Genomic DNA, 26321 nt, shown 5'->3' with positions numbered 1-26321 from the left:
ATACCCGGCGTACCCAGCGGTCCGCCCGGTCTCCCGCCCTCCGGGGCACAAGGGTGAGGGCGCCCACCGGTCGGTGGGCGCCCTCACCGGCGCGACGGGCGCGCCGACCGCCGGCCGGGAGCGGGGGCGGACATCCCCGCTCCCGGCCGGCCCCGTCTCACTTCTTGCCCTTGGCTTCGCCGCCGCCGTCGGAGTCGGAGGACAGCGCGGCGATGAACGCCTCCTGGGGGACCTCCACCCGGCCCACCATCTTCATGCGCTTCTTGCCCTCCTTCTGCTTCTCCAGCAGCTTCCGCTTGCGGGAGATGTCACCGCCGTAGCACTTGGCGAGCACGTCCTTGCGGATGGCCCGCACGGTCTCGCGGGCGATGACGCGCGAGCCGATGGCGGCCTGGATGGGCACCTCGAACTGCTGCCGCGGGATCAGCTCGCGCAGCTTGGAGGCCATCCGGACGCCGTAGCTGTACGCCTTGTCCTTGTGGACGATGGCGGAGAAGGCGTCCACCTTGTCGCCGTGCAGCAGGATGTCGACCTTGACCAGGTCGGCGCTCTGCTCGCCGGTGGGCTCGTAGTCCAGCGAGGCGTAGCCGCGGGTCTTGGACTTCAGGGCGTCGAAGAAGTCGAAGACGATCTCCGCGAGCGGCAGGGTGTAGCGCAGCTCGACGCGGTCCTCGGACAGGTAGTCCATGCCCTGGAGGTTGCCGCGCCGGGACTGGCACAGCTCCATGACCGCGCCGACGAACTCGTTGGGGGTCAGGACGGTGGCGCGCACCACCGGCTCGTACACCCGGGCCACCTTGCCGGTCGGGTACTCGCTGGGGTTGGTGACGACGTGCTCGCTGCCGTCCTCCATCTCCACGCGGTAGACCACGTTGGGCGCGGTGGCGATCAGGTCGAGCCCGAACTCGCGCTCCAGGCGCTCGCGGATCACCTCCAGGTGCAGCAGGCCGAGGAAGCCGACGCGGAAGCCGAAGCCCAGGGCGGCGGAGGTCTCCGGCTCGTAGACCAGCGCGGCGTCGTTGAGCTGGAGCTTGTCCAGGGCGTCGCGCAGCTCGGGGTAGTCCGAGCCGTCCAGCGGGTACAGCCCGGAGAACACCATGGGCTTGGGGTCCTTGTAGCCGCCCAGCGGCTCGGTGGCGCCCTTGGTGAACTGGGTGATGGTGTCGCCGACCTTGGACTGGCGGACGTCCTTCACCCCGGTGATCAGGTAGCCGACCTCGCCGACGCCCAGGCCGTCGGAGGGCAGCATCTCCGGGCTGTTGGTGCCGATCTCCAGCAGCTCGTGGGCGGCGCCGGTGGACATCATCTTGATGCGCTCGCGCTTGGAGAGCTTGCCGTCGACGACCTTCACGTACGTCACCACGCCGCGGTACGGGTCGTAGACCGAGTCGAAGATCATCGCGCGGGCGGGGGCGTCGGCCTCTCCGACCGGGGCCGGAACCTGCCGTACGACCTCGTTCAGCAGCGCCTCGACGCCCTCGCCGGTCTTGGCGGAGACCTTCAGGACCTCCGAGGGGTCGCAGCCGATGAGGTGGGCCAGTTCGGAGGCGAACTTCTCCGGCTGGGCGGCCGGCAGGTCGATCTTGTTGAGGACCGGGATGATCGTGAGGTCGTGCTCCATCGCCAGGTAGAGGTTGGCGAGGGTCTGGGCCTCGATGCCCTGGGCGGCGTCGACCAGGAGGATGCACCCCTCACAGGCGGCGAGGGAGCGCGAGACCTCGTAGGTGAAGTCGACGTGACCCGGGGTGTCGATCATGTTGAGGATGTGGGTCGTCCCCTTGGCCTCGCCCTCGGTGGGCGCCCACGGGAGGCGCACCGCCTGGGACTTGATCGTGATGCCGCGCTCGCGCTCGATGTCCATGCGGTCGAGGTACTGCGCGCGCATCTGGCGCTGCTCGACGACGCCGGTGAGCTGGAGCATCCGGTCGGCGAGGGTCGACTTGCCGTGGTCGATGTGCGCGATGATGCAGAAGTTGCGGATCAGCGCCGGGTCGGTACGGCTCGGCTCCGGCACGTTCGAAGGGGTCGCGGGCACGCAGGGTCCTGTCAGGTCATGGCTCGGGTTCGATACGTCACCCCCCATCGTCCCATGAGTGGCGCTCCTGGTCCGGTTTGGGAGGCCATCGGGCCTGCTGGTAACCTGACCGACTGTGTCTCATGCCCTCACGCGCATGCCCTGACGCGAAGGAAAGCGGAAGGGGGCCGGGGCTCATGGAGGCACCCGAACACACCTCATCACACCTGAGAAGGCTCTTTCGTGGCGAACATCAAGTCCCAGATCAAGCGGATCAAGACCAACGAGAAGGCCCGCCTGCGCAACAAGGCGGTCAAGTCCGAGCTGAAGACCGCGATCCGCCGCACCCGCGAGGCGATCGCCGCCGGTGACGTGGAGAAGGCCGCCGAGGCCGCGCGCCTGGCGAGCAAGAAGCTCGACAAGGCCGTCAGCAAGGGCGTCATCCACAAGAACCAGGCCGCCAACAAGAAGTCGGCGCTCGCTCAGAAGGTCGCCGCTCTCAAGGGCTGATCCCCCTCGGGTCGTCCTGGCGGCGACCCGCCCCGGTGCCGAAGCGGACCACAGCGGACCCTCTCACCGCTCCGTACCGGCACCACGGCGCCGCACGCGGCCTGCGTTCGCCACGCGGGTGCGGCGCACCGAGAAGCACCCGGGCCGAAGAGCCTGAACGACTGCCCGCCGTGATCCCCCACGGCGGGCAGTACGCGTTTCACGGGCCCCGTCCGCGGACGCCGTTCCCGGGTGCCGCTTCCGGGCCCGGGAGATCTTCCGCGCCCGCCGGTCACACTCCCGCGTCCCGCTCCGTCAGTGAGATGGCGGAGGACATCCGCGCCGACGCGCCTCGCGACGGCACGCAGGAACCCACCCGAGGAGAACACCGGTGCAGGCAGGCAGGGAGAACCCGGCCGTGATCGCTCCCGAGGCCGGGGAGGCCGCCGGCGCCGGCGTGGAGGGCGACGCCGGCGTGGAGGGAGGCGTGCGCGGCGCCGGGGAGGCGGGCGTGGGCGGCGGTCGTCCCGATGACCGGCACGACCGGCCTCTCCGGCCGCCTCGACGTCGTCATCCGGCAGGTGGCCGGCCGGCGGCCCCGGGAGCGGAAGTGACCCCGGACGCCGCGCGGCACGGACGGAACACCGGCCGCAGGACGGAATCCCCGGTGGACGAGGACGAGTTCCTGGCGCGGCGCTTCGAGGCCCACCGCGCCCACCTGCGGGCGGTGGCCTACCGGATGCTCGGGTCGCTGGGCGAGGCGGACGACGCCGTCCAGGAGGCCTGGCTCCGGCTCGGCCGCGCCGAGCCGGACGGCATCGAGAACCTGGGCGGCTGGCTGACGACGGTGGTCGGCCGGGTGTGCCTGGACATGCTGCGTTCGCGCACCGCGCGGCGCGAGGAGCCGATGGGCGTGCGCATGCCCGACCCCGTCGTCAGCGGCGTGGACGGCACCGGCCCCGAACACGAGGCGCTGCTGGCCGACTCGGTCGGTCTCGCGCTGCTCGTGGTGCTCGAAACGCTGTCCCCCGCCGAGCGGCTCGCCTTCGTCCTGCACGACCTGTTCGCCGTGCCCTTCGACGAGGTCGCCCCCATCGTCGGACGCACGCCGGCCGCGGCCCGGCAGCTCGCCAGCCGCGCCCGGCGCCGCGTGCGCCAGGAGGCCCCGGCGCCCGACACCGACCTCGTCCGCCAGCGCGAGGTCGTCGACGCCTTCCTCGCCGCCGCGCGCGGCGGCGACCTGGAGGCGCTGCTCGCGGTCCTCGATCCGGACGTCGTGGTGCGCTCCGACAGGGGCGCCCCGCACGCCGGAGGGGCGGTGCGCGGCGCGGCGGCCGTGGCCCGCCAGGCGCTCGCCTTCGCCGGAATCGCCCAGATCGCGCGGCCGGCGCTGGTCAACGGGGTCGCGGGGGTCGTCTCCGCCTCCGGGGGACGGCCGTTCTCGGTCATGGCGTTCACGGTCACGCGCGGGAGGATCGCCGCGATCGACATCCTCACCGATCCCGAACGCCTCCGCCGCCTCGACCTGGAGGTGCCCGGCGAGTGACGGCCTCCCGCCGGGCGGACCGCCCGGCGGGGGCCGGGGCCCCGGGCGGCCCCTCAGCGGGAGCGGGCCGCGCGGGCCACGGCCATGACCGCCTTCTCCAGGGCGTACTCCGGGTCGTCGCCACCGCCCTTGACCGCCGCGTCGGCCTCCGCCACCGCACGCAGCGCCGCCGCCACCCCGTCCGCCGACCAGCCGCGCATCTGCTGGCGGACCCGGTCGATCTTCCACGGCGGCATGCCGAGTTCACGGGCCAGGTCGCCGGGGCGCATGCCGCGCGGGGCCGACATGAGTTTGCCGATGCCCCGCACCCCCTGCGCCAGGGCACTGGTGACCAGCACCGGGGCGACCCCCGTGGACAGGGACCAGCGCAGCGCCTCCAGCGCCTCGGGCAGCCGGCCCTCCACGGCCCGGTCGGCGATGGTGAAGCTGGAGGCCTCGGCGCGGCCGCTGTAGTAGCGGGCGACGACGGCCTCGTCGATGGTGCCCTCGACGTCGGCCATGAGCTGCGAGCAGGCACTCGCCAACTCCCGCAGGTCGCTGCCGAGGATCTCGACCAGGGCCTGGCACGCCTCGGGGGTGGCGGAGCGTCCCGCGGCGCGGAACTCGCCCCGGACGAACGCCTGCCGGTCGGCGGGCTTGGTCATCTTCGGGCAGGCCACCTCGCGGGCGCCCGCCTTGCGGGCGGCGTCCAGCAGCCCCTTGCCCTTGGCCCCGCCCGCGTGCACCAGTACCAGGGTGATCTCCTCGGCCGGGGCCTTCAGGTACTCCTTGACGTCCTTGACCGTGTCCGCGGACAGGTCCTGCGCGTCCCGGACGACCACGACCTTCCGCTCGGCGAACAGGGACGGGCTGGTCAACTCGGCGAGCGTGCCGGGCCGCAGCGCGTCGGGGCCCAGCTCGCGCACGTCGGTGTCCGCGTCGGCGGCCCGGGCGGCGTCGATCACCTGGCGCACCGCGCGGTCGAGCAGCAGCTCCTCCTGGCCCACCGCGAGCGTGACGGGGGCGAGCGGATCGTCGGTCGGGGACTTCCTGGTTCTACCTGCCATCGTGGAACAGCATCCCACGAGTCGCCGACACCGGCCGGTCCCGGACCGGCCCGGGGCCTGTCGCAGAATGGCCCGGTGACCGACGTACGCATACGACACATCCTGGTGCTCCCCGACCGTGACGCCGCCGAGGAGGTGGCCGAGGAGGTCGCCGAACGCCTCGACCTGCCGGAGGAACCGCGGCCGATCCGCGAGGCGCTGGCGGGCGAGGACGACGCGGAGGACGCCCAGTGGCTGGTCGTGGTCGACGACCCGGAGGGCGCGTACGACCCGGCCGTGCTGGACGCACTCGCCGCGGAGTACGACGGCTGGCTGGAGACAGAGTAGGGAGCACGCCCCGAACGGGCCGGCACGCCGCGGCGGCGACCGGACTCCCCGGCTCGGGAGTCGCCGGACGCGTCGCCGTCCGCCCAGGACCCGCTCCCGCGTCGGCGTGCCGCGCTCGGCCGGCCACGCGGGAGGTTCACTCGGCCCCCGGTGCTCGCCGGATGTGGTGACGGGATGCGCCTGGCCTCCTTCCTGTCCGCCGCACCAGCCGGTTCCGGCGGGCGGGGGACGGGAAGCGGGGACCGCCACGGAGCAGCACCACGGAGACGGCGCGGAGACGGGCACGGAGACGGGAGCGGCCCCGGCGACGGGGCCGCCGGCCGCCCCTCGCCGGCCGGGCGACCGTTTACTCCGAACCGACCACCGTGCCGTCCGGGGTGACCGCCAGCGAGCCGTGGAGGTCGGTGCGCAGGACAGTCGCACCGGTGGCGCGCAGGGCCTCGACGGTGCGCGGCGAGGGGTGTCCGTAGGGGTTGTCCCCGGATGAGATGAGGGCGACGCGGGGACGCAACCGCTCCAGCAGCACCGGATCCTGGTAGGCCGAGCCGTGGTGGGCGACCTTGAGGACGTCCACCGGCGGCAGGCCGGGGTAGGTGTCCAGCAGCCGCCGCTGGGCCGGGGGTTCGAGGTCGCCGGGGAGGAAGACCGTCAGGCCGCCGGCGCGGGCGAGCAGGGTGACGCTGGCGTCGTTCGCCTCCTCCCCCGACGGGGAGGGCGGCCCGGGCGGCGGAGGTGCGTGGGGCCACAGCACCTCCCAGGACAGATCGCCCACCCGGCGCCGCTCCCCCGGCCCCGCCGGGACCACCGGCACGCCCGCCCGGGCCGCGGCACGCCGTACGGCCGCCGCCTGTCCGGACGGCTCGGCCAGGGTGGTGGTCTGGATCGCCCCGACGCCCCGGCCGCGCAGGACTCCGGCCAGCCCGGCCACGTGGTCGGCGTGGAAGTGGGTGAGCACCAGCAGCGGGACGGCGGTGACGCCGAGGGCGCGCAGACAGCGGTCCACCGCCTCCGGCTCGGGACCGGTGTCGATGACGACGGCCCTGCCCTCTCCGGCCGCCAGTGCCAGCGCGTCCCCCTGACCCACGTCGCAGACCGCCAGCCGCCAGCCCGGCGGCGGCCAGCCGGTGAACGGGCGGACCAGCGGGACGGGCCGCAGGACCGCCAGCACCAGCAACACGGCGCAGGCGGCGCAGAGCCAGGGGTGCCGCAACAGCCGCCGGGCGCACAGGACCACCACCGCGGTGAGCACGGCCAGCGCCAGGGCGCCGGTCCAGGTGCCGGGCCAGTCGATCTCCGCGCCGGGCAGGGCCGCGCCCGCGCGGGCGATGGCGGCGATGCCGCCGGCGGGCCAGCCGGCCAGCCACGCCAGCGCCTCGGCCAGGGGCGGGGCGAGCGGCGCCGCCGCCAGGGCGGCGAAGCCGAGCACGGTGGCGGGCGCCACCAGGAACTCGGCCAGCAGGTTGCACGGGACCGCCACCAGGCTGACGTGGGCGGCCAGGACCGCGACCACGGGCGCGCACACCGCCTGTGCCGCGGCGGCCGCGGCCAGGGCCTCGGCGAGCCGTCCCGGCACCCGCCGGCGGCGCAGGGCCGCGCTCCAGCGGGGGGCGACGGTGAGCAGGGAGCCGGTGGCCAGCACCGAGAGCAGGAAGCCGAAGTCGCGCGCCAGCCAGGGGTCGTACAGCACGAGCAGCAGTACGGCGGCGGCCAGCGCGGGCAGCAGGGACCGCCGCCGCCCGGTGCCGATCGCCGCGATGGTGATCAGCCCGCAGGCCGCCGCCCGCAGCACGCTGGGCTCCGGACGGCAGACCACCACGAAGGCGAGGGTCAGCAGCGCGCCGGTGACCGCGGTGGTGCGCAGCGACATCCCCAACCGGGGCGCGGCTCCGCGGCGTTCGGCGCGGGAGGCCGTGCCCGGCGGTCCGATGAGCAGCACCAGCAGGATCGCCAGGTTCGCCCCGCTCACCGCCAGCAGGTGGAGCATGTCCGCCGCGCGGAAGGCCGCGTCGAGGTCGGCCGGGATGCGCGAGGTGTCACCGACCACCAGTCCGGGCAGCAGCGCCCGCGCGTCGGGGCGCAGCCCGTCACTGGCCCTCCGCAACCCCGAGCGCAGCTCCCCGGCGGTGCGCTGGGCCGTGGTCGGCGCGCCGGTCACCGTGGGCGGCCCCCCGTCGCGCACCCGCAGCACGGCGGCGACGTCGCGGCCGCCCGGCCCGTCCTGCGCCGGAACGACCCGGGCCCGCACCCGCAGCCGGGTGGTGGGCAGCAGTTCGAGCCACGCCGTCGGTGGCCGGGCCTCCCGCCCGGCCCGTCCGTCGTTCCCGCCGTTCCCCGCCGCGTCCATGCCGCGCGGCCGCACCAGGAGGAGCACCGGCGACCGGGTGGCGCTCACCGTGCCGTCCGCGGCGGTGACGCGTACGGCCTTAGCCCGCAGCGCCACCGCCCCCGGTAACTGCTCGGACCCGTGGATGCGGGGCCGGACCATGCGCGGATCGGCCGTGACGGTCACCTCGGCGGTGACCTGGGCGTACCGCCGGGCCAGCTCCGGCAGCGGGCCGCGGTGCAGGTCGGCGGCGTGCGCCGCGGCCACCCCGCCGCCCGCGGCGGCGCACACCAGCGTCATGGCGACGGCCGTGCGTCCGCCGCCCCGGCCCCGGGCGAGGAGGATCAGCACCACCGCCGTCAGGCAGCACACGGCCACGCCCACGACGGCCGTACGGCCCGGTACGCCCAGCGCCAGGGCCGCCGCGCCCCACGCGGCCAGCGCGGGCGGGACCAGCCGGAGGTCCGCGGGGCCCTCCTGCCGCGGATCGGCCGCCCCCAGACGGTGTCCGGCCGCGGCGTGCACCGCCGCCCGGACGGCCACCCGGGCGGTGCCTCCCCGGGAGCCCCGGCCGGTCACGGCACGACCAGCGGCTGCAGTTCGGCGAAGCGCCGCTCGCCGATGCCGTTGACCTCGCGCAATTGCTCGACGGAGGAGAACCCGCCCTGTCGGGTGCGGTAGTCGACGATGTGCTGGGCCAGGACGGGGCCGATGCCGGGGAGGGCGTCGAGTTGGTCGACCGTGGCGGAGTTGAGGCTGACCGGGCCGGCCGGCGGGCCGCCGCCCGCCGCGGTGCCGGGTGCGGCGGGTGCGGCAGCCGCCGCGGGGTGCCCTCCGACGACGATCTGTTCGCCGTCGGTCACCAGCCGGGCGCGGTTGAGGCCGTCGAGGTCCGTGCCCGGCCGGACGCCGCCCGCGGCCCGCAGCGCGTCGGCGACGCGGGCGCCGTCCGGCAGCCGGTGGACCCCCGGCCTGCGGACCTCGCCCGTCACGTCCACCAGCAGGGACCTCCCGCCGGGCGCCGACGCGGAGGACGGCACGGACGGTCCCGCGGCCGGCGGGGCGGACGACAGGGCCGCCCGCGACCGGGCCGCCGACTCCACCGGCGGCGCCTGCACCGTCTGCGGACGACCGGTCCAGAAGTGGTACGCGGCGAAGCCGAGCGCCACGGCCAGCACCAGGAGGAGCGCGGCCAACGCGCGCGGCTCCACACCGCACCGCGTCCGCACCCACGGCGGAAGCCGGTCCCGTACGGCCTCCGACAGCCGTGCGCGCCGGGACACTCCCGCTTCCGGCCCGGGCCCGTCATCCGCCCCGGCCCCGGGCTCCGGCGCGGGCCGCTCCGGCGCTCCGCTCACCCCGCGCACCGGTCCGCGCACCGGCGCTCCGTGCGGTGGACGCTCCCCCGCCAGGCGCCGGGCGCGCGCCTCCCGCACCGCCTCGCGGGCGGCGGCCACGGCGTCCGCCCGCGACAGCGGCGCCCGGTCTCCGGGAACGGATGCGGGAGCAGGAGCAGGAGCGACGGAGGACACAGAGGTGGAGGAAGGAAACACAGAAGCAGGGGAAGGCGCGGGAGCGGCCCCGGGAACGGGAGCGGGAACAGGGACAGGGACCGGCCCCGCCGGCCCGCGCGGCGCCGCCCCGTCCGCGGGTGCCCCGTCCACAGGTGCCCCGTCCGTGAGCAACGCGCTCGCGCGCTCCCGCAGGGGTGCCGCGGCGGCGGCCCTGCGGCGCGCCCGGCGGCCCGGGCCTCCCGGGCCGCGGTGGCGGCCGGGACCGGATGCCCGGGGACGGGCCGGATCGGGCCGCGGCCGGAGCCGTGGCCCGGATGCCGGCAGGGAACGTGACCGAGGACGGGCCCGAAGACGCGACCGGGTGCTCATGCGGCTGTTCATGACGGTCGACGGTAGGCCGGGCGGGGCTCCTCGGCCGATCACGGCCCTTTTCCGTGGACTACCCGGCGGTTGTGGACAACTCCGTCACCTATCGGGGTGATACCACCACGGCCAGCAGCCCCGGTCCCGTGTGCGCCCCGATGACCGCGCCCACCTCGCTGACGTGCAGTTCTCCGAGTCCCGGCACACGGGCGCGCAGCCGCTCGGCGAGTTGTTCGGCGCGGTCCGCCGCCGACAGGTGGTGCACGGCGATGTCCACGGCGGCGCTGCCCGCCCGCTCCACCGCGATCTCCTCCAGGCGGGCGATGGCCCGGGAGGCGGTGCGGACCTTCTCCAGCAGGCCGATGCGGCCGTCCGCCAGCTCCAGCAGGGGCTTGACCGCCAGCGCCGATCCCAGCAGCGCCTGGGCCGCGCCGATGCGGCCGCCGCGCCGCAGGTAGTCCAGGGTGTCCACGTAGAAGTGGGCGGAGGTCCCCTCGGCGCGCTTCTGCGCGGCGGCGACCGTCTCGTCCAGCGTGCCGCCCGCCGCCGCGGTCTCGGCCGCGGCCAGGGCGCAGAAGCCCAGCGCCATCGCCACCATGCCGGTGTCCACCACCCGTACCGGTACGGGCGCCTCCCGGGCGGCGAGCACGGCCGCGTCGTAGGTGCCGGAGAACTCGGCCGACAGGTGGAGGGAGACGATGCCCTCCACACCCGTCCCGGCGATGGCGCGGTAGGTGTCGGCGAAGACCTGCGGGCCGGGGCGGGAGGTGGTCACGGACCGCCGTTTCCTGAGCGCCTCGGCCAGCGACCGGGCGGAGATCTCGGTGCCCTCCTCCAGTGCCCGGTCGCCCAGGACCACGGTCAGCGGCACCGAGGTGATGCGGTGCCGTTGCAGCGCCGCCGGCGGCAGGTAGGCCGTGGAATCAGTGACGATCGCGACATGGCGGGACATGGGGCGGAGATTACCGGGCCCTTCCCGGCGAAGGCGACGTCAGCCGGTCGGCGTGGTCCACGGCGCGACGGCCCCGGCCCCGGCGGTGCGGCACCCGGCGGTACGCGACGGAGTGCGTGACGGGGTGTGCGGCGGGGCGGTATGCGGTGCGGCGGTTCACGACGCGCTCTGCGGGCGGCCCTTGCCGAGGTCCGGACCGATGCCCGGACCGAAGTTCTTGCCGAGGTCCTTCGCTCCCTGCTGCGCGCCCCCGGACCCGGTGCGCCGCCCCTCGATGCCGGGGGTCCCGGCCTCCGGGGCGATCCAGTGCCGCAGCGCACCCGCCTCCAGCTCGATCTGTTCGCTCAGCGCCGCCAGTTCGTCCTCGCCGTGCCGCCGGGCCCGGTCCTGGGCGGCGAAGCGCAGCGAGTCCGCGGAGGCCCTGATGCGGTCGGCCCGCTCGCGCGCCTCGGGCAGCCGGGCGGCGACCCGGTCCCGGTCCGGCTCGCGCTCCATCAACAACCGCAGTTCGCCGTCGAGTTGGCGGGCGTGCTCCTGGAGCCGGTCGAACAGGCCGACGGCCTCGCTCAGCGAGGGATCGCGCTGGACCCCGGCCTCCAGGGCGCGGCGCGTGCCGTCGATGGACGCCCGCAGTTCCAGCCGCACCCGGGCCAGTTCCCCGACGGGGCCGGGCTGGGCGCTGCGGGCCCGCAGCGCGGTCTCCTCCACGCCGCGGCGCACTTGGTCACCGGCCCGCTCCACACCGCGCTTGACCGCCCGCGCGGTCTTCACCGCGGCGATCGCACCGAGGGTCACGAAGAGCACGAAGAGCAGGGCCAGCAGGCCGATGACGAACTCCACAGTCGCTCCCTCGTCCGTCGGGGCCGTCGTGTTCTCCCCAGGGTAAACGGGAGGGGGGCGGTCCGGAGTTCCTCAGACCCCGGACCGCCCCCACCCGTGTCCCTAGGGGACGCCCGTTCCGTCACGGCCCGCCACACACCGTGACGGCCCGCCGCGTGCCCGCCGCACGGCCCGTCCGGCCACCCGTCCGGGGCCCTGCGAGGCCTTGCGGGGCCTCACGGGCGTCCGCTCAGGCCGGGACGATGTTCACCAGCTTCGGCGCCCGGACGATGACCTTGCGGACGTCCGCGCCGCCCAGCGCGTTCACGATCGCCGGCTCGGCCAGCGCCCGGGCCTCCAGGTCCGCCTCCGAGATGCCCGGCGAGACCTCCAGGCGGGCCTTGACCTTGCCCCTGACCTGGACGACGCAGGTCACCGTCTCGTCCACCACGTACCGCGGGTCGGCGACGGGGAAGTCCTCGTACACCACGCTGGTGTCGTGGCCCAGCCGGTGCCACAGCTCCTCGGCGATGTGCGGGGCCAGCGGCGCGATCAGCAGCACCAGGCGCTCGGCCACCGAGCGCGGCACCTCGCGCAGCCGGGTGACGTGGTTGTTCAGCTCGGTGATCTTGGCGATGGCGGTGTTGAAGCGCAGGCCCTCCATGTCCTGCCGCACGCCGTCGATGGCCTTGTGCAGCGCGCGCAGGGTCTCCTCGTCCGGCTCGGCGTCCACGACCGTGACCTCGCCCGTCGTCTCGTCGACGACGTTGCGCCACAGCCGCTGCAGCAGCCGGTACTGGCCGACGACCGCACGGGTGTCCCACGGCCGCGAGACGTCCAGCGGACCCATCGCCATCTCGTACAGCCGCAGCGTGTCCGCGCCGTACTCCGCGCAGATCTCGTCCGGGGTGACGGCGTTCTTCAGGGACTTGCCCATCTTGCCCAGCGCCCGGCTGACCTTCTCGCCCCGGTACCAGTACGCGCCGTCGCGCTCCTCGACCTCGGCGGCGGGGACGGCGATGCCGCGGCTGTCGCGGTAGACGTACGCCTGGATCATCCCCTGGTTGAACAGCTTGTGGAACGGCTCGGACGAGGAGATGTGCCCCAGGTCGTACAGCACCTTGGACCAGAAGCGGGCGTACAGCAGGTGCAGCACGGCGTGCTCGGCGCCGCCGACGTACAGGTCCACGCCGCCGGTCGGCTTCCCCTCGCGCGGTCCCATCCAGTACCGCTCGATCTCCGGGTCGACCAGCTTCTCGCCGTTGCGCGGGTCCAGGTAGCGCAGCTCGTACCAGCACGAACCCGCCCAGTTGGGCATGGTGTTGGTCTCGCGGCGGTACCGCTTGGGGCCGTCGCCCAGGTCCAGGGTGACGTTGACCCACTCCTCGTTCCGCGACAGCGGGGTCTCCGGCTCGGTGTCGGCGTCGTCGGGGTCGAAGGTGCGCGGGGAGTAGTCCTCGACCTCGGGCAGCTCCAGCGGCAGCATCGACTCCGGCAGCGCGTGGGCGACGCCGTTCTCGTCGTAGACGATCGGGAAGGGCTCGCCCCAGTAGCGCTGGCGGCTGAACAGCCAGTCGCGCAGCCGGTAGTTGACGGTGCCCTCGCCGATGCCGCGGTCGGCCAGCCACTCGGTGATCCGGGTCTTGGCCTCGGTCACGCTCAGGCCGTCCAGCGTCACGTCCTCGCCGGCGGAGTTGACGATGCGCGCGTCGTACGAGGCGAAGGCGTCGTCCCAGGCCGCCGGGTCGGTGCCGCGGCCGTCGGTCGGCTCGACCACGCAGCGCATCGGCAGCTCGAAGGCGCGCGCGAAGGCGAAGTCACGGGTGTCGTGCGCGGGGACGGCCATGATCGCGCCGGTGCCGTAGCCCATCAGCACGTAGTCGGCGATGAACACGGGGATCCGCTCGCCGCTGGCCGGGTTGATCGCGTACGCGCCGGTGAAGACGCCGGTCTTCTCCTTCGCCTCGGCCTGCCGCTCGACGTCCGACTTGGCCGCCGCCTGCTTGCGGTACTCCGAGACCGCCTCGGCCGGGGTGGGGTGGCCGCCGGTCCACGCCTCGCGGGTGCCCTCGGGCCAGGCTCCGGGGACGATCCTGTCCACCAGGTCGTGTTCGGGCGCCAGCACCATGTACGTGGCGCCGAACAGGGTGTCCTGGCGGGTGGTGAAGACGGTGATCCGGTCCTCGCCGGCCTCGCCGTCCTCCCCCGCGACGGGGAACTCGATGCGGGCGCCCTCGCTGCGTCCGATCCAGTTGCGCTGCTGCAGCTTGATGGCCTCGGGCCAGTCCAGCGTGTCCAGGTCCTCCAGCAGCCGCTCGGCGTACGCGGTGATGCGCATGTTCCACTGGCGCAGCTTGGCCTTGAAGACGGGGAAGTTGCCGCGCTCGGAGCGGCCCTCGGCGGTGACCTCCTCGTTGGCCAGGACGGTGCCCAGGCCGGGGCACCAGTTGACCGGCGCGTCCGAGGCGTACGCCAGGCGGTACTCACCCAGCACGTCGGCCCGCTCGACCTCGCTCAGCTCGCTCCACGGCCGCCCGTCCGGCGTGGGGCGCGCCCCGCTCTCGAACTGCTCGACCAGCTCGGAGATCGGCCGGGCCCTGCGCGCCTCCTCGTCGTACCAGGAGTTGAAGATCTGCAGGAAGATCCACTGGGTCCAGCGGTAGTAGTCCGGATCGATCGTGGCGAAGGACCGGCGCTGGTCGTGGCCCAGGCCCAGCCGCCGGAGCTGGGCCTTCATGTTCTCGATGTTGGCCTCGGTCGACACGCGCGGGTGGGTGCCGGTCTGCACGGCGTACTGCTCGGCGGGCAGGCCGAAGGCGTCGAAGCCCAGGGTGTGCAGGACGTTGTGGCCGGTCATGCGCAGGTAGCGCGCGGTGACGTCCGTGGCGATGTAGCCCAGCGGGTGTCCGACGTGCAGGCCCGCGCCCGAGGGGTACGGGAACATGTCCATGATGAACCGCTCGGGCCGGGCCACCTGCTCCGGATCCCCGGCCAGGTCGCCCTTGGGGTTGGGGGCCTCGTACGTGCCGTGCTCGTCCCAGAAGTCCTGCCAGCGCGCCTCGATCTCGGCGGCCAGCGCGGCCGTGTAGCGATGGGGGGCCGCGGTCTCCGCGGCGGCGGTGGTCTCGCTCATCGTCCTCTAAGCTCCATCGGTCGTCATCTGCCTGCGGGAACCCTGTGGGAACACCACGGCCCGGAAAACAAAAGACCCCTCGCACAGGAGGGGACGCCGCGCTGATTCCGGCCCCACCGGAGTCGAACCGGAGGGTCGGCGGTCACTCAGCGCGGCCCGCTAAGCAGAAGGCGTACGGCACGCATGGCGCCAGGGTACCGCAAGGCCCCCTCGCCCCCGCCATCCGTCCGCCGGCCGGACGGGCCCGGAACGCGCGGAAGCGGGTCGCCCGTACGGGCGACCCGCTTCCTTCACCGTGGAGCTAAGGAGAATTGAACTCCTGACCTCTTGCATGCCATGCAAGCGCTCTACCAACTGAGCTATAGCCCCGAGTGTGGTTTGCCTCTGCGGTTTCCCGCGGCGGCGACGCCTACTGTACACGGCTCCCACCGTCCTTCGCCAAATCCCATAACGGGTAGGTCACGGCGGTGCGGGTACTGTCGGTCAGCGCGTCCGTCCCGGGCCCGTTCCCGTCCGGACGCCGTCCCCGTCACCCGAAGCCCGGAGCCGCCCGTGAGCACGCTGCAGCCGATCGCCGACCGCCGGATCCCGCTGGCGAGGGCGTATCTGCCGAGGCGGCCCACGTGGATCGCCGCCGCGTTCTGCCTGCTGTCCTTCGCCGCCTTCCTGACGGCGCAGCGCGCGGCCGACGTCTCCATGATCGACCTGATGGTCTACCGGACCGAGGGCTGGACGGCCCGCACCGGCGGCGACCTGTACGCGATGCGCGCCACGCACGCCGAACTGCCGATGACCTACCCGCCGTTCGCCGCGCTGCTGTTCATCCCGCTCACCCTGGTCGGCGTGCCGGAGATGCGGATGCTGGCCACCGCCGTGAACCTCGCCCTGCTGGTCGTCCTGATCCACCTGTCCCTGCGGCTCGTCGGACGCCCGCTGCGCGTCCCGCGCCCGGCCGCCGCCCTGGCGCTGGCGGCGGTCGCCGTCTGGTGCGAGCCGGTGTGGACGACGCTGCGGTACGGGCAGATCAACCTGCTGCTCGCCGCGCTGGTCCTGTGGGACCTCTCCCGGCGCTGCGACCACCGCTGGGCCGGGGTGGGCATCGGGATCGCGGCCGGGATCAAGCTGACCCCCGCGCTGTTCGCGGTGTTCCTGGCCCTGTGCGGCCTGGTGCGGGCCTGGCAGCGGCTGCGGACCACCGGCCGGCTCGACGGCGCCTGGAACCACTGGCTGCGCCGGGCGGCCGTGGCCACCGGGGCGTTCACCGGGACGGTCCTGCTGGCGGCCCTGGTGCTGCCGCACGACTCCCGGCGCTTCTGGACCGGGACGATCTTCGCGGCCGAGCGGGCGGGCCGGGTGGAGGACACCGCCAACCAGTCGCTGCGCGGCGTCCTGGCCCGGCTGCTGCACACCGCCGACCCCGGCTCCGGCTGGCTGCTGCTCGCGGTCGCGGTGGCCGCGGCGGGGCTCGCCACCGCGGTGGCCGCCGCGCTCGCCGGTCCGCGCCGGCTGCCCTCCGCGCCCGCCTGGGCCACCGTCGCCTGCGCCTCGACCGCGCTGCTGGTCAGCCCCGTCTCCTGGTCGCACCACTGGGTGTGGTGCGTGCCGACCGTGCTGCTGCTCGGCGCGGAGGCGCTGCGCCGGGGCAGCGCCCTGTGGTGGTCGGCAACGGGCCTGGCGGCGCTGCTGTTCTGCTCGTACGCCCTGTGGTGGGTGCCGCACGGCCCGTCGGGGCGGTTCGAACTGCGGCAGAGCGGTGTGGAGATGGCGCTGTCGGCGGTCTATCCGGCGGCGGGCACGGCCGTCCTGCTGCTCACGGCGGTGCTGTCGGTGCGGGCGCTGCGCCGGCCCGCACCGCGTCCGTCCGCCGCCCCGCGGCAGTCAGCCCGGGTCGTCGCCGCGGCCGGGACCGCCGGGGAGGAGCACCGGTCGGTCAGGCCGCCACGAACGAGTAGAAGCGTTTGAGGGTGCAGTGCTCGTCGAGCAGCCGGCCGTAGATCGGCTCGCCCTCCAGCTCACGGTAGATCTCGATCGGGTCGCCCTTGATGATCAGCGCCCGCGCGCACTCGACGCACCAGTACTGGTAGGCCGTGTTGACCGGCTCCATGTCGCGGACGATCGGGGTGCCGCTGCCGCACCAGTCGCACTTCCTGCTGTGTGCACCCATGCCCGTCAGTCAACTCCCGCCGTGGCCGCCGACGTGCGCGTGTGGAAAGCCCCTCCGCCGTCTCCCGTGTGTCCGAACGGTCCGGCGACTTCTCCCGATCCACGGACCGAAAACCGTGGAGTCGTGGAACCCCTCGGCATTGCAGAGTCCTTTCCTCGGCCCCTCCCCCACCGGCCGGTGGGGCTGCCGCCTTGTCCAGCGGTCCGATTCTGCCATGTCCCGGTCGTCCAGCGGCAGAAGTGCGGCGGGAGCGCTCACCTCCCGTTCCGGCCCCGCGCGCCCCGTGGAACCGCACCGTCCAGGCCATCGTTCCGGCCACCGCGCCGCGGAGGACGCCGGCGCCCCCGGCGGGCGGAGGCGCCGCGCGGCCGGCAGGCCCGGAAAAGCAAGGATCCCGCCTCTGACGAGACGGGATCCTCTTGCGCTGCTGTGGAGCTAAGGAGAATCGAACTCCTGACCTCTTGCATGCCATGCAAGCGCTCTACCAACTGAGCTATAGCCCCGAGCTCCCGGCTCCGCCGTTCTCACCGCGGCGCCGTGAACGAGAAGAATCTTAACCGGTGACCTGCCCGGAAGCGAAATCCGCTCCCGGGCTCCCGGTCGGACGCCCGGTCAGACGTCGTCGCCGAGGACCGGTTCGGGGAGCGTCCCGGCGTTGTGCTCCAGCAGCCGCCAGCCGCGGGCGCCCTCGCCCAGGACGGACCAGCAGCAGTTGGTCAGCCCGCCCAGCGCCTCCCAGGAGCGCGGGTCCAGGCCGAGGAGGCGGCCGATGGTGGTGCGGATGGTGCCGCCGTGGCTGACCACGACCAGGACCCCGCCGTCGGGCAGCTTGTCGGCGCTGCGTTCCACGACCGGCGCCGCGCGGTCGGCGACCTCGGTCTCCAGTTCGCCGCCGCCGCGCCGCACGGGCTCGCCGCGCTTCCACGCGGCGTACTCCTCGCCGTAGCGCTCGATGATCTCCTCGTGCGTCAGGCCCTGCCAGACGCCCGCGTACGTCTCGCGCAGGCCCTGGTCGTGGACGACCTCCAGGCCGGTGACCGCCGCCAGCTCGGCGGCGGTGTCGGCGGCCCGCTTCAGGTCGGAGGAGACGATCGCGTCCGGCCCCAGCGCCGCGAGCAGCCGGGCCGCGCGCCGCGCCTGGGCGACGCCCGCCTCGGTCAGCTCGATGTCCATCGTGCCCTGGAAGCGGCGTTCGAGGTTCCACGCGGTCTGCCCGTGCCGCCACAGCACGATCCGGCGGCCGCGGCCCGCCACGCGCCCGTTCAGCTCAGCTCACCGCCCTCCTGCGCGGCGGCCTCCCCCTTGCCCCGGGTGGCCTCGGCGTCCTCCGGCAGCTCGATCTGCGGGCAGTCCTTCCACAGTCGCTCCAGCGCGTAGAAGACCCGCTCCTCGCTGTGCTGGACGTGCACCACGATGTCGACGAAGTCCAGCAGCACCCAGCGGCCCTCGCGCTCGCCCTCGCGGCGCGCGGGCTTGACGCCGTGCTCCTTGAGGAGTCGCTCCTCGATCTCGTCGACGATCGACTTGACCTGGCGGTCGTTGGGCGCGGAGGCCAGCAGGAAGGCGTCGGTGATGGAGAGCACATCGCTGACGTCGTACGCGACGATGTCGTGGGCGAGCTTGTCGGCAGCCGCCTGGGCGGCTGCGTTGATCAGCTCGATGGAGCGGTCCGTGGCGGTCACAGGCAATGCTTTCGGTCGGTGGTCGATAACCCCTCCAGGGTCTCACGATCCGCCGCGGACCGGCTCCGTCGGGCCCCTGCCGTCAGCTTCCGCCCCCCTGGGGCCGGTAGTCCTCGCCCAGCACCACCGTGACGTCGGCGTTCGCCGCGCCCTTGCCCCGGGCGACGGTCTCCTCGGACAGCCCGAGCGTCCTGGCGACCTCCTCGGCCTTCTCCCGGTCCGCCTCGTCGGCGTACGTCACGCGACTGGTGGCCTGCGCGGCGCCGGCGCTGCCGCCGCCGACCACGGTGTAGCCGCCGTTCACCAGCGTCACCCGGGCGGTGGTCGCGGCGTCCTCGTCGCCGGTGGCGTTCTTCAGGCCCACGCGCGGGGTGGCGTTGGGGTCGGTGTTCTTCACCGTGCCGCCGAGCACGTCCTTCACCAGGCCCTCGCTGGTCCGGTCGCTCAGCGTGCCGTCCGCCTCCACGGGCAGCAGTTCGGTGGCGTAGTCGCCCTTCTTGGCGTATCCGGCCAGGGGGGCGAGGCTGGCGCCGAGCTGCGCCTCCGTCATGGAGGGGTCGGGGATCTGGGCCAGCGACCTGACCGTCTCGGTGGCGATCTCCGGGTCGCTGGACATCTTGGCGAGCGCGGCCTGCACGACCTGCCCGAAGCGGGCGAGCTGCCTGGTCTGCGGCTCCCCGGCGGCCCGGTGGGTGGCGTAGGCGACGGCGGCCCGTCCGTCCAGCTCGCGCTCCGCGCCCTGCTCCACCAGCGGGTCGTCGCCCTCCTTGGCGCCGGGCACGGTCGTGTCGGCGTCGACGGTGATGCCGCCGATCAGCTCGACCCAGTTCTCCAGGTACGGGGTGTCCAGCCGCCAGGTGCCCTTGATCTCGGTGCCCAGCAGCAGGCCCAGCGCGTCCCGCGTGGCGGCGGCGCCCTCGGCCTGGAACGCCTTGCCCAGCGTGGTGGCCGTGCCCGCCCCGCCGGAGGAGACGGTGAGGGAGTTGGGCAGCAGGACGGTGGTGCCCTTGTGCGCGGTCTCGTTGTTGACCAGCAGCGCCGTGGAGGTCTCGCCGCCGTCGACCTCGCGCAGGTGGACGACGATCACCTTGCGCTTCTGGCCGCCGCCCGCCGCCTCGTCCGCGCCGTCGGAACCGGAGAACGCGCCCGAGAACCACAGCCAGCCGACGCCGCCCGCCAGCACCACGGCGAGCGCGACGACCAGCGCCACGGTGCGGTTGCGGCCCCGCCGCTTGGCCTCCTCGCGGCGCTCGGTGCGGCTCTCGGAGAACTTCAGCCAGTCGATGACGTCCTCGGACTCCTCGTTCTCCTCCTCGATGAAGGAGAACTCCTCGGTCCGGTAGTCGCCCGCCGGGCCGCCGGGGCCGTCCGGCCCGTCGGCGGCGTCCGGCGCCGAGGGGGCGCCGGGCTCCGGGGACGGCCCGGAGAGGTCGGCCGAGGGGTCGGCGGAGGGATCGGCGTGGCCCGCTCCGTGCCCGTCCTGCCGGCCCTGGCCCTCCTCGTACCAGGCGCCCTGGGACTGCTGCGGGATCCAGACGTCCGCCACCGGCGGCTGCGGGCCGGTGGCGGAGGTGTCCCAGGAGGCGTACGCGTCCTGCCCGGTCCCCGCCGGTCCGGGCGCGTAGGTGCCCGGCGCGTAGGTCTCCTGCGGGTAGGGGCCCGGCGCGTACGCGTCGGGGGTGTGGCCGGGGGTGTAGGTGCCCTGGGGGTAGGCCTCCGGCGCGTAGCCGCCGTGGCCGTACGAGCCGTACGGGTCGTACGCGGGCTGCTGTCCCGTCCCCGGGTCCGGGGCGTACGGGGCGTCATGGCCCTGCTGTACGTCCTGCTGCATGCCCTGCTGTGACGGTCCGGCGTGGGCGCCCCCCTCCTGCGGATGGTGGACCGGCCGACCGTACTCGTCGTAACCGTAGATGTAACCGCTGGTCTGTGGCGGGTCCCCCAGCCCGTACGGATCCTGCCGGTCGTTCACGACTGCCGCCCCTCTAGCCCTTCTGCGCCTGACCGTCCCGGTACAGCTGGCGTTTGTTGATGTAGCGCACCACCCCGTCCGGCACCAGGTACCAGACGGGATCCCCCTGTGCCACGCGCGCGCGGCAGTCCGTCGAGGAGATCGCCAGCGCCGGAACCTCGATCAGCGACACCCCGCCGTCCGGCAGGCCCGGATCGGCCAGCGCGTGCCCCGGACGGGTCACCCCGATGAAGTGGGCGAGCGAGAACAGCTCGTCGGCGTTCCGCCAGGTGAGGATCTGGGCGAGCGCGTCCGCGCCGGTGATGAAGAACAGGTCGGCGTCGGGGTGCAGCGCCCGCAGGTCCCTCAGCGTGTCGATGGTGTACGTCCGGCCGCCGCGGTCGATGTCGATGCGGCTGACCGAGAACTGCGGGTTGGAGGCGGTGGCGATGACCGTCATCAGGTAGCGGTCCTCCGCCGGCGACACCCGCTGGTGGCTCTTCTGCCACGGCTGTCCGGTCGGCACGAAGATCACCTCGTCGAGGTGGAACCGCGCCGCCACCTCGCTCGCCGCGACCAGGTGACCGTGGTGGATCGGGTCGAACGTCCCACCCATCACGCCCAGTCGCCGCTTAACGGTACCGGGCACTATGTGCTCTCCCATGCGTGCCGACCTTAGCCGTCCGACGTCGTCCACGCCGCCGAGGGGCGTTCGGACCTCAGCGGTCCCGGTTGAACCGGGTGGTGACCCACAGCAGCAGGAGCAGCACCAGCAGGGCGCCGCCACCGGTGAGGTACGGGTTGACGGCCGCGTCGCCGTGCTGGCCGTTCCCGGCACCGGAGGCACCGGAGGCGAGCAGGGTGAGGGTGTGCACGGTGTCGGTCATGGTCATCGTCGGCAGACCTATCCGGTAGGGATGGAAACTTGAGGCACATCGTAAGCGGGGTGGGAGGCTGCGGCTCGTGGCACCCACCACCTAGGGTGGGGTGCGACACGGGGGACGGGCCCAGCCGAGACCCGCAGGGGGCAGACGAATGACCGAGGCCAACGGCAGCACCGAACACCTTCCCGGCCGCAGCAGGCGGCGCTTCCCGGGCATCTCGTCGCGGACGTACGAGCACCCCGCGGACCGTTCGGCGCTGGTGGCGCTGCGCAAGCTGAGCGGATTCGACACGGTTTTCAAGGCGCTGAGCGGACTGCTGCCCGAGCGCAGCCTGCGCCTGCTGTTCCTGTCCGACTCGGTACGGGTCGACGACGAGCAGTTCGCCCACCTGTACGCCATGCTGCGGGACGCCTGCTACATCCTGGACCTGGAGAAGGTCCCGCCGATGTACGTCACCCAGGACCCGAAGCCCAACGCCATGTGCATCGGCCTGGACGAGCCGATCATCGTGGTGACGACCGGGCTGATCGAGCTGCTGGACGAGGAGGAGATGCGGGCGGTGATCGGCCACGAGGTCGGTCACGCCCTGTCCGGGCACGCGGTCTACCGCACCATCCTGCTGTTCCTGACGGGCCTGGCCGTCAAGGTGGCGTGGATCCCGCTGGGCAACGTGGCGATCATGGCGATCGTGACGGCGCTGCGCGAGTGGTTCCGCAAGTCGGAGCTGTCGGCGGACCGGGCCGGACTGCTGGTCGGCCAGGACCTCCAGGCGTCGATGCGCGGCCTGATGAAGATAGCGGGCGGCAACCACCTGCACGAGATGAACGTGGACGCGTTCTTGAAGCAGGCGGACGAGTACGAGTCCAGCGGGGACCTGCGCGACTCCGTGCTCAAGATCCTCAACGTGCTGCCGCGCAGCCACCCCTTCACCACGGTGCGCGCCGCGGAGCTGCGCACGTGGGCGGCGAGCCGCGACTACCAGCGCATCATGGACGGGCACTACGACCGGCGCGAGGACGACAAGGACACCTCGGTCTACGAGTCGTTCCGGCAGTCCGCGAACCACTACTCCGAGACCGTGCGCACCAGCAAGGACCCGCTCATGGGCCTGATCCGCGACCTCACCGAGGGCGCCGGGGACCTGGGCGGCAAGCTGCGCGACCGCTTCGCCGGGCGCCCGGCCGGCGGGAACGGCGGCTCCACGGGCGGCTCCACCGACGGTTCCACCGGCTCTACGGGCTCGGCTGGGAGCTAGGGTCCAGCGTCCCGCACAGCGGCGTGTCCCCGCCGCGCCGGTCGTACGGGTCGGCGGGGGCCGGGCGGTCGCCCTGCGCGGACTGCCCGGCCAGCAGGGGCCGCAGCACGTCGTGGGAGCGGACGGCACAGGACATCGGCCCGGCCCGCGTGGTGGTCTGCTCCACCGTGAGCTGCTGGTCGCGCAGGTCGTCGCGGTCGAAGTGCAGCCGCAGCTCGCGCCGCACCGTGAACAGCGAGGCGGCGTCCCCGGCCGTCCCGCCGCCGCGGGCCTCCTCGCCGCTCCCGCCCCCGGCGGGGCGGACGGCGTAGACGAAGACGTGGTCGGCGAGGACCTCCAGCTCGTCGGAGTCCACCTCCCGGGCCTCCAGCGTGCCGCGCACCCGCACGCCGCCGCCGACCAGTCCGGTGCGCTCGGGGTCGAAGCGCACCAGCCAGCCGGTCGCCGCGTGGCGGCCGTCGGCGGCGGGCCGCTCCATGCTGCGGTCGAACTGCGGGTGCTGGGCCGGATCGATCAGCAGCCGCACCGGGCGCGCGGTGGTCCCGGTGAGCACCTCCGGGTTGAGGGAACTCTCGACCACGTACTCCTTGGCGACGGTCAGCGCGGTGAGCACCTGGCTCTCGGCGAAGTGGGCGGTGCTGCGGACCGGGGGCAGCGAGATCCCTGCGGCGCCGGCGTAGAAATCCGCAGCCGGGCTGCGCTCGAACAGCCGCTCGGGCTCCCCGCCGGGCACCTCGCCGCTCGGCGCGAGCGGGATCACCGTGCTGCGCAGCGTCTCCTGGCGCGACGGCTCCGGGGACGGGCGGGGGGCGCGTACGCCCATGTAGACCACCGTGGCGAAGGCGAGCACGAGCAGGAACACCAGGACGAGGCCCTGCCACGGCACCCCGCGCAGCGGCCGGGGCGGCAGGGGGCGCACCGGGTGCTCGTGGTCGGCCAGCCGCTCCCGCGCGGAGAACTCCTGGAGACGGGCAGCCCGGATGAAGGACTCGTCGAAGACCGTGGAACGGTACTCGTCATCGCCACCACCCGGGACACCCTCGGGCGGTAGGTCTCCAGGCCCGGCCATACCACCAGAGTAGGTCGGCGGGAGGTCCGTCAAACGCCCCGATGGGCCATAAGTCAGAAAACCGCGGGAGGAGTCCGCCGGGCGGCCTAGCGCACCTCGGCCGACGGCGCCCGCGACACGCCGAGTCCGAGGGACGACGTGCTGTAACGGGTGGACAGCGACGGCAGGGCGCCGGACTGCCCGACCGACGGGACCTCCACCCCGGTGGTCGCGGGCGGGGGCGTGGGCGTGGGGTTCTGCTGCCGCTGGCCGGAGGCCCCGCGGTAGACGGCGGCGAAGGCGAGGGCGACGATGCCGACGCCCATCACCACGGCGAGCACCCAGGCGACCGGCCGCTGCCAGCGGATGTGGCCGCGGTAGGGGCGGAAGGCGTGGCCGCGGGGGTCGTCGTCCCCGGCCTCCGTCTCCTCGGTGTAACCGGCGTAGCCGGCGTCCTCCGGGTACTCGCTGTCCTCGACGTACTCGACGTAGTCGACGCGGTCCACGAACTCCACGCGGCCGTACCGGTACCGGCCGTACCGGTCGTCGTCCTCGTCCGGGTCGGAGTCGTACTCGACGCCCTCCGGGTCCTGCCGCCGTCCGTAGCCGTACTGCTCGTCGTGCGCGAGCGCCGCCTCGGTCTCGGACGGGGACTGGGCGGCGGCGAGTATGCGCTCGGCGGCGCTGGGCTCGTGGATCAGGGCGGCCCGGACGAAGGACTCGTCGAAGACCACGGAGGCGAACGCGTCGTCCGCCGCCGCTCGGTCGCGGTCGTCGGGCTCCTCGCCGTTGCGGTACGGCTGGCCCCCCACATCCTCCGGCACGCATCCAGCGTAGACCGATCGGAGCAGTTTGGGCAGGGATAACGACGATTCGCCTGGGCGTCCGCCCGCCTCCCGTCCGGCGCCGCCGGAAGCCGGGGGCGGCTCAGCCGCGCACGTGCCCGTCGCCGGTGACGACGTACTTCGTCGAGGTCAGCTCGGGCAGGCCCATGGGGCCGCGGGCGTGCAGTTTCTGCGTGGAGATGCCGATCTCCGCGCCGAAGCCGAACTGGCCGCCGTCCGTGAAGCGGGTGGAGGCGTTGACCATGACCGCGGTGGAGTCCACCAGCGACACGAAGCGGCGGGCCGCGGCGGTGTCGGTGGTGACGATGGCCTCGGTGTGGCCGGAGGTCCAGCGGCGGATGTGCTCCACGGCGGCGTCCAGGGAGGGCACGACGGCGGCGGCGATGTCGTACGAGAGGTACTCGGTCTCCCAGTCCTCCTCCGTGGCGGGCACCACCTTCACGCCCTCGGCCGCGCCCGCCTTCTGCCACGCCTCGTCGCCGTGCACGGTCACGCCGGCCTTCCCCAGGGCGGCCAGGGCGCGCGGCAGGAAGGCGTCGGCGATGCCCTCGTGCACCAGCACGGTCTCGGCGGCGTTGCAGACGCTCGGCCGCTGCGCCTTGGAGTTGACCAGGATGTCCACGGCCATGTCGAGGTCGGCGCGCTCGTCGATGTAGACGTGGCAGTTGCCGGTGCCGGTCTCGATGACCGGGACGGTGGACTCCTCCACCACGGCCTTGATCAGGGAGGCGCCGCCGCGCGGGATCAGCACGTCGACCAGGCCGCGGGCGCGCATCAGCTCCTTGACGCTCTCGCGGCTCTCGCCGGGCACGAGCTGCACGGCGTCGGCCGGGAGCCCGGCGGCGGCCACCGCGTCGCGCACCACGGCGACCAGCGCGGTGTTGGAGGCGTACGCCGAGGAGGAGCCGCGCAGCAGCACCGCGTTGCCGGACTTCAGGCACAGGGCGGCGGCGTCCACGGTCACGTTGGGCCGGGCCTCGTAGACGATCCCGACCACGCCGAGCGGCACCCGCACCTGGCGCAGTTCCAGGCCGTTGGGGAGCGTGGAGCCGCGCACCACCTCGCCGACCGGGTCGGGCAGGGCCACCACGTCGCGCACGTCGGAGGCGATCGCGGCGATCCGCTCGGGGGTGAGGGTGAGCCGGTCGATGATCGCGTCCGGGGTGCCGGCGGCACGGGCCTTCGCCACGTCCCCGGCGTTGGCCGCGACGATCTCCTCCGTACGGGCCACGAGCGCGTCGGCGATCGCGAGCAGCGCGCCGTCCCGCGCGGTGCGCGGCAGCGGGGCGAGCACGGTGGCCGCCTCCTTCGCACGGCGGGCGGTGTCGATCACGGGCGAGGTCTGCGGTGCGCTGCTCATGCCGCAAGCCTAGCCAGGACGCGGAGGGCGTCCACCGGAAAGTCCGCAGTGCGAGACGGGTGCGACACGGGCGGGGGACGCGCCCGGGGGGGGCGGGGCGCCGCGTGCGCCCCACCCCCTCGGAGACGGTCAGAACGGGTGTACGCCCACCGGGACGGCCGGGTGCGGGCCGTACCCCTCCGCCACCCGCTGGTGGTACGTCTCGCGGCCGATGACCTCCAGGCCGACGATCTCCCACGGCGGCAGCTTCGCCGACGCCCGGTGCTCGCCCCACAGCCGCAGCGCCACGGCCGCCGCGTCGTGCAGGTCGCGGGCCTCCTCCCAGTAGCGGATCTCGGCGTGGTCGTTCGCGTAGCGGCCGGTCAGCAGGAAGGGGTGGTCGTGGGCGAGCTGCTCCAGCGCCCGTCTGACCTCCTTCAGGGGCGCCTCGGCCCCGGAGACGCTGAGGGTGACGTGCCACAGCCGGGCGGTCCCGCCGTGCGGGGCGTCCTCCCCGCCGGGCCCGGCCCACGGGTCCTTCTCCCCGCTCCGCAGGGGGTGTCCCGTTCCCCCGGTCCCCTCGCCTCGCTGGGGAGTCCCCATGTCGACGCTGGTCAGTCGTCTCACCGG

The 26321-nt window shown here is 74.0% G+C and carries 22 protein-coding genes and 2 tRNA genes; 5 read left to right on the top strand and 19 right to left on the bottom strand.

Annotated elements, in window-relative coordinates:
* Positions 1-157 precede the first annotated feature (157 nt).
* On the bottom strand, positions 158-2035 hold the full coding sequence (lepA, locus tag VE546_RS22940; RefSeq protein ID WP_324925376.1) for a translation elongation factor 4: 1878 nt from the start codon (positions 2033-2035) through the stop codon (positions 158-160).
* Between the two features lie 222 nt (positions 2036-2257).
* Between lepA and rpsT the strand changes: the two genes are divergently transcribed.
* Together rpsT and sigJ are read left to right on the top strand one after the other, a co-directional pair.
* Positions 2258-2524, top strand: a complete 267-nt coding sequence (gene rpsT / locus VE546_RS22935; RefSeq protein ID WP_324925374.1) for a 30S ribosomal protein S20 — start codon at positions 2258-2260, stop codon at positions 2522-2524.
* 646 nt (positions 2525-3170) lie between these two features.
* Positions 3171-4049: an RNA polymerase sigma factor SigJ gene (gene sigJ, locus VE546_RS22930; protein WP_324925372.1), complete on the top strand. Its 879-nt coding sequence runs from the start codon at positions 3171-3173 to the stop codon at positions 4047-4049.
* Between the two features lie 53 nt (positions 4050-4102).
* On the opposite strand, the gene holA is transcribed toward sigJ, so the two are convergent.
* Positions 4103-5095, bottom strand: a complete 993-nt coding sequence (gene holA / locus VE546_RS22925) for a DNA polymerase III subunit delta (RefSeq protein ID WP_324925370.1) — start codon at positions 5093-5095, stop codon at positions 4103-4105.
* A gap of 75 nt (positions 5096-5170) precedes the next feature.
* On the opposite strand from holA, the gene VE546_RS22920 reads away from it, so the two are divergent.
* Positions 5171-5422, top strand: coding sequence for a hypothetical protein (locus VE546_RS22920; protein WP_324925369.1), 252 nt, complete (start codon positions 5171-5173; stop codon positions 5420-5422).
* 346 nt (positions 5423-5768) lie between these two features.
* Here VE546_RS22920 and VE546_RS22915 read toward each other — a convergent pair whose 3' ends face one another.
* The 6 genes from VE546_RS22915 to VE546_RS22890 form a co-directional block, all read right to left on the bottom strand.
* The gene (locus tag VE546_RS22915) at positions 5769-8288 is read right to left on the bottom strand and encodes a ComEC/Rec2 family competence protein (RefSeq protein WP_324925367.1); all 2520 of its coding nucleotides are present in this window, start codon (positions 8286-8288) and stop codon (positions 5769-5771) included.
* A gap of 32 nt (positions 8289-8320) precedes the next feature.
* Positions 8321-8941 carry a ComEA family DNA-binding protein gene (locus VE546_RS22910; protein ID WP_324925365.1) on the bottom strand — a complete coding sequence of 207 codons (621 nt, stop codon included), beginning with the start codon at positions 8939-8941 and terminating at the stop codon, positions 8321-8323.
* Between the two features lie 787 nt (positions 8942-9728).
* Positions 9729-10574, bottom strand: a complete 846-nt coding sequence (locus VE546_RS22905) for a DegV family protein (protein ID WP_324925364.1) — start codon at positions 10572-10574, stop codon at positions 9729-9731.
* Positions 10575-10730: 156 nt separating this feature from the next.
* Entirely contained in the window at positions 10731-11414 is a 684-nt protein-coding gene (locus VE546_RS22900; protein WP_324925362.1) for a hypothetical protein, read from the bottom strand.
* Between the two features lie 229 nt (positions 11415-11643).
* Positions 11644-14526: a leucine--tRNA ligase gene (gene leuS / locus VE546_RS22895; protein ID WP_324925360.1), complete on the bottom strand. Its 2883-nt coding sequence runs from the start codon at positions 14524-14526 to the stop codon at positions 11644-11646.
* A 296-nt stretch (positions 14527-14822) separates the two neighbouring features.
* A tRNA-Ala gene (locus VE546_RS22890) sits at positions 14823-14895 on the bottom strand.
* A 183-nt stretch (positions 14896-15078) separates the two neighbouring features.
* Here VE546_RS22890 and VE546_RS22885 point away from each other — a divergent pair.
* Positions 15079-16488, top strand: a complete 1410-nt coding sequence (locus tag VE546_RS22885) for a glycosyltransferase 87 family protein (protein WP_324925358.1) — start codon at positions 15079-15081, stop codon at positions 16486-16488.
* Here the strand turns inward: VE546_RS22885 and VE546_RS22880 are convergent.
* From VE546_RS22880 to VE546_RS22850, 7 genes are all read right to left on the bottom strand, one after another.
* Positions 16457-16690, bottom strand: a complete 234-nt coding sequence (locus VE546_RS22880) for a hypothetical protein (protein WP_324925356.1) — start codon at positions 16688-16690, stop codon at positions 16457-16459. The two genes, VE546_RS22885 and VE546_RS22880, sit on opposite strands and share 32 nt — an antisense overlap.
* A 430-nt stretch (positions 16691-17120) precedes the next feature.
* Positions 17121-17193: transfer RNA gene (locus VE546_RS22875), tRNA-Ala, on the bottom strand.
* A gap of 109 nt (positions 17194-17302) precedes the next feature.
* The gene (locus tag VE546_RS22870) at positions 17303-17956 is read right to left on the bottom strand and encodes a histidine phosphatase family protein (RefSeq protein ID WP_324925436.1); all 654 of its coding nucleotides are present in this window, start codon (positions 17954-17956) and stop codon (positions 17303-17305) included.
* The gene (gene rsfS / locus VE546_RS22865; protein WP_324925354.1) at positions 17953-18372 is read right to left on the bottom strand and encodes a ribosome silencing factor; all 420 of its coding nucleotides are present in this window, start codon (positions 18370-18372) and stop codon (positions 17953-17955) included. Before rsfS ends, VE546_RS22870 begins: the two co-directional genes overlap by 4 nt.
* A gap of 82 nt (positions 18373-18454) precedes the next feature.
* Positions 18455-20341: a LytR C-terminal domain-containing protein gene (locus VE546_RS22860; RefSeq protein ID WP_324925353.1), complete on the bottom strand. Its 1887-nt coding sequence runs from the start codon at positions 20339-20341 to the stop codon at positions 18455-18457.
* 13 nt (positions 20342-20354) lie between these two features.
* Positions 20355-20984, bottom strand: coding sequence for a nicotinate-nucleotide adenylyltransferase (gene nadD / locus VE546_RS22855; protein WP_324925351.1), 630 nt, complete (start codon positions 20982-20984; stop codon positions 20355-20357).
* A 55-nt stretch (positions 20985-21039) separates the two neighbouring features.
* The gene (locus VE546_RS22850; protein ID WP_324925350.1) at positions 21040-21213 is read right to left on the bottom strand and encodes a hypothetical protein; all 174 of its coding nucleotides are present in this window, start codon (positions 21211-21213) and stop codon (positions 21040-21042) included.
* 142 nt (positions 21214-21355) lie between these two features.
* On the opposite strand from VE546_RS22850, the gene VE546_RS22845 reads away from it, so the two are divergent.
* Positions 21356-22459: a M48 family metallopeptidase gene (locus tag VE546_RS22845; RefSeq protein WP_324925348.1), complete on the top strand. Its 1104-nt coding sequence runs from the start codon at positions 21356-21358 to the stop codon at positions 22457-22459.
* Here the strand turns inward: VE546_RS22845 and VE546_RS22840 are convergent.
* From VE546_RS22840 to VE546_RS22825, 4 genes are all read right to left on the bottom strand, one after another.
* Positions 22437-23528, bottom strand: a complete 1092-nt coding sequence (locus tag VE546_RS22840) for a hypothetical protein (RefSeq protein ID WP_324925346.1) — start codon at positions 23526-23528, stop codon at positions 22437-22439. The two genes, VE546_RS22845 and VE546_RS22840, sit on opposite strands and share 23 nt — an antisense overlap.
* 86 nt (positions 23529-23614) lie before the next feature.
* Complete coding sequence (locus VE546_RS22835; protein WP_324925344.1) at positions 23615-24331, bottom strand: hypothetical protein; 717 nt, start codon at positions 24329-24331, stop codon at positions 23615-23617.
* Between the two features lie 103 nt (positions 24332-24434).
* On the bottom strand, positions 24435-25712 hold the full coding sequence (locus tag VE546_RS22830) for a glutamate-5-semialdehyde dehydrogenase (protein ID WP_324925342.1): 1278 nt from the start codon (positions 25710-25712) through the stop codon (positions 24435-24437).
* A gap of 129 nt (positions 25713-25841) precedes the next feature.
* Positions 25842-26294 carry a hypothetical protein gene (locus tag VE546_RS22825; protein WP_414720554.1) on the bottom strand — a complete coding sequence of 151 codons (453 nt, stop codon included), beginning with the start codon at positions 26292-26294 and terminating at the stop codon, positions 25842-25844.
* Between the last annotated feature and the right edge of the window lie 27 nt (positions 26295-26321).

Origin of the sequence: Streptomyces sp. (genome assembly GCF_035644915.1) — a bacterium.
In the GTDB taxonomy this organism is placed as follows: Bacteria; Actinomycetota; Actinomycetes; order Streptomycetales; family Streptomycetaceae; genus Streptomyces.
Note: the sequence above shows the minus strand (reverse complement) of the source record. Positions and strands in the feature narration are given on the sequence as shown.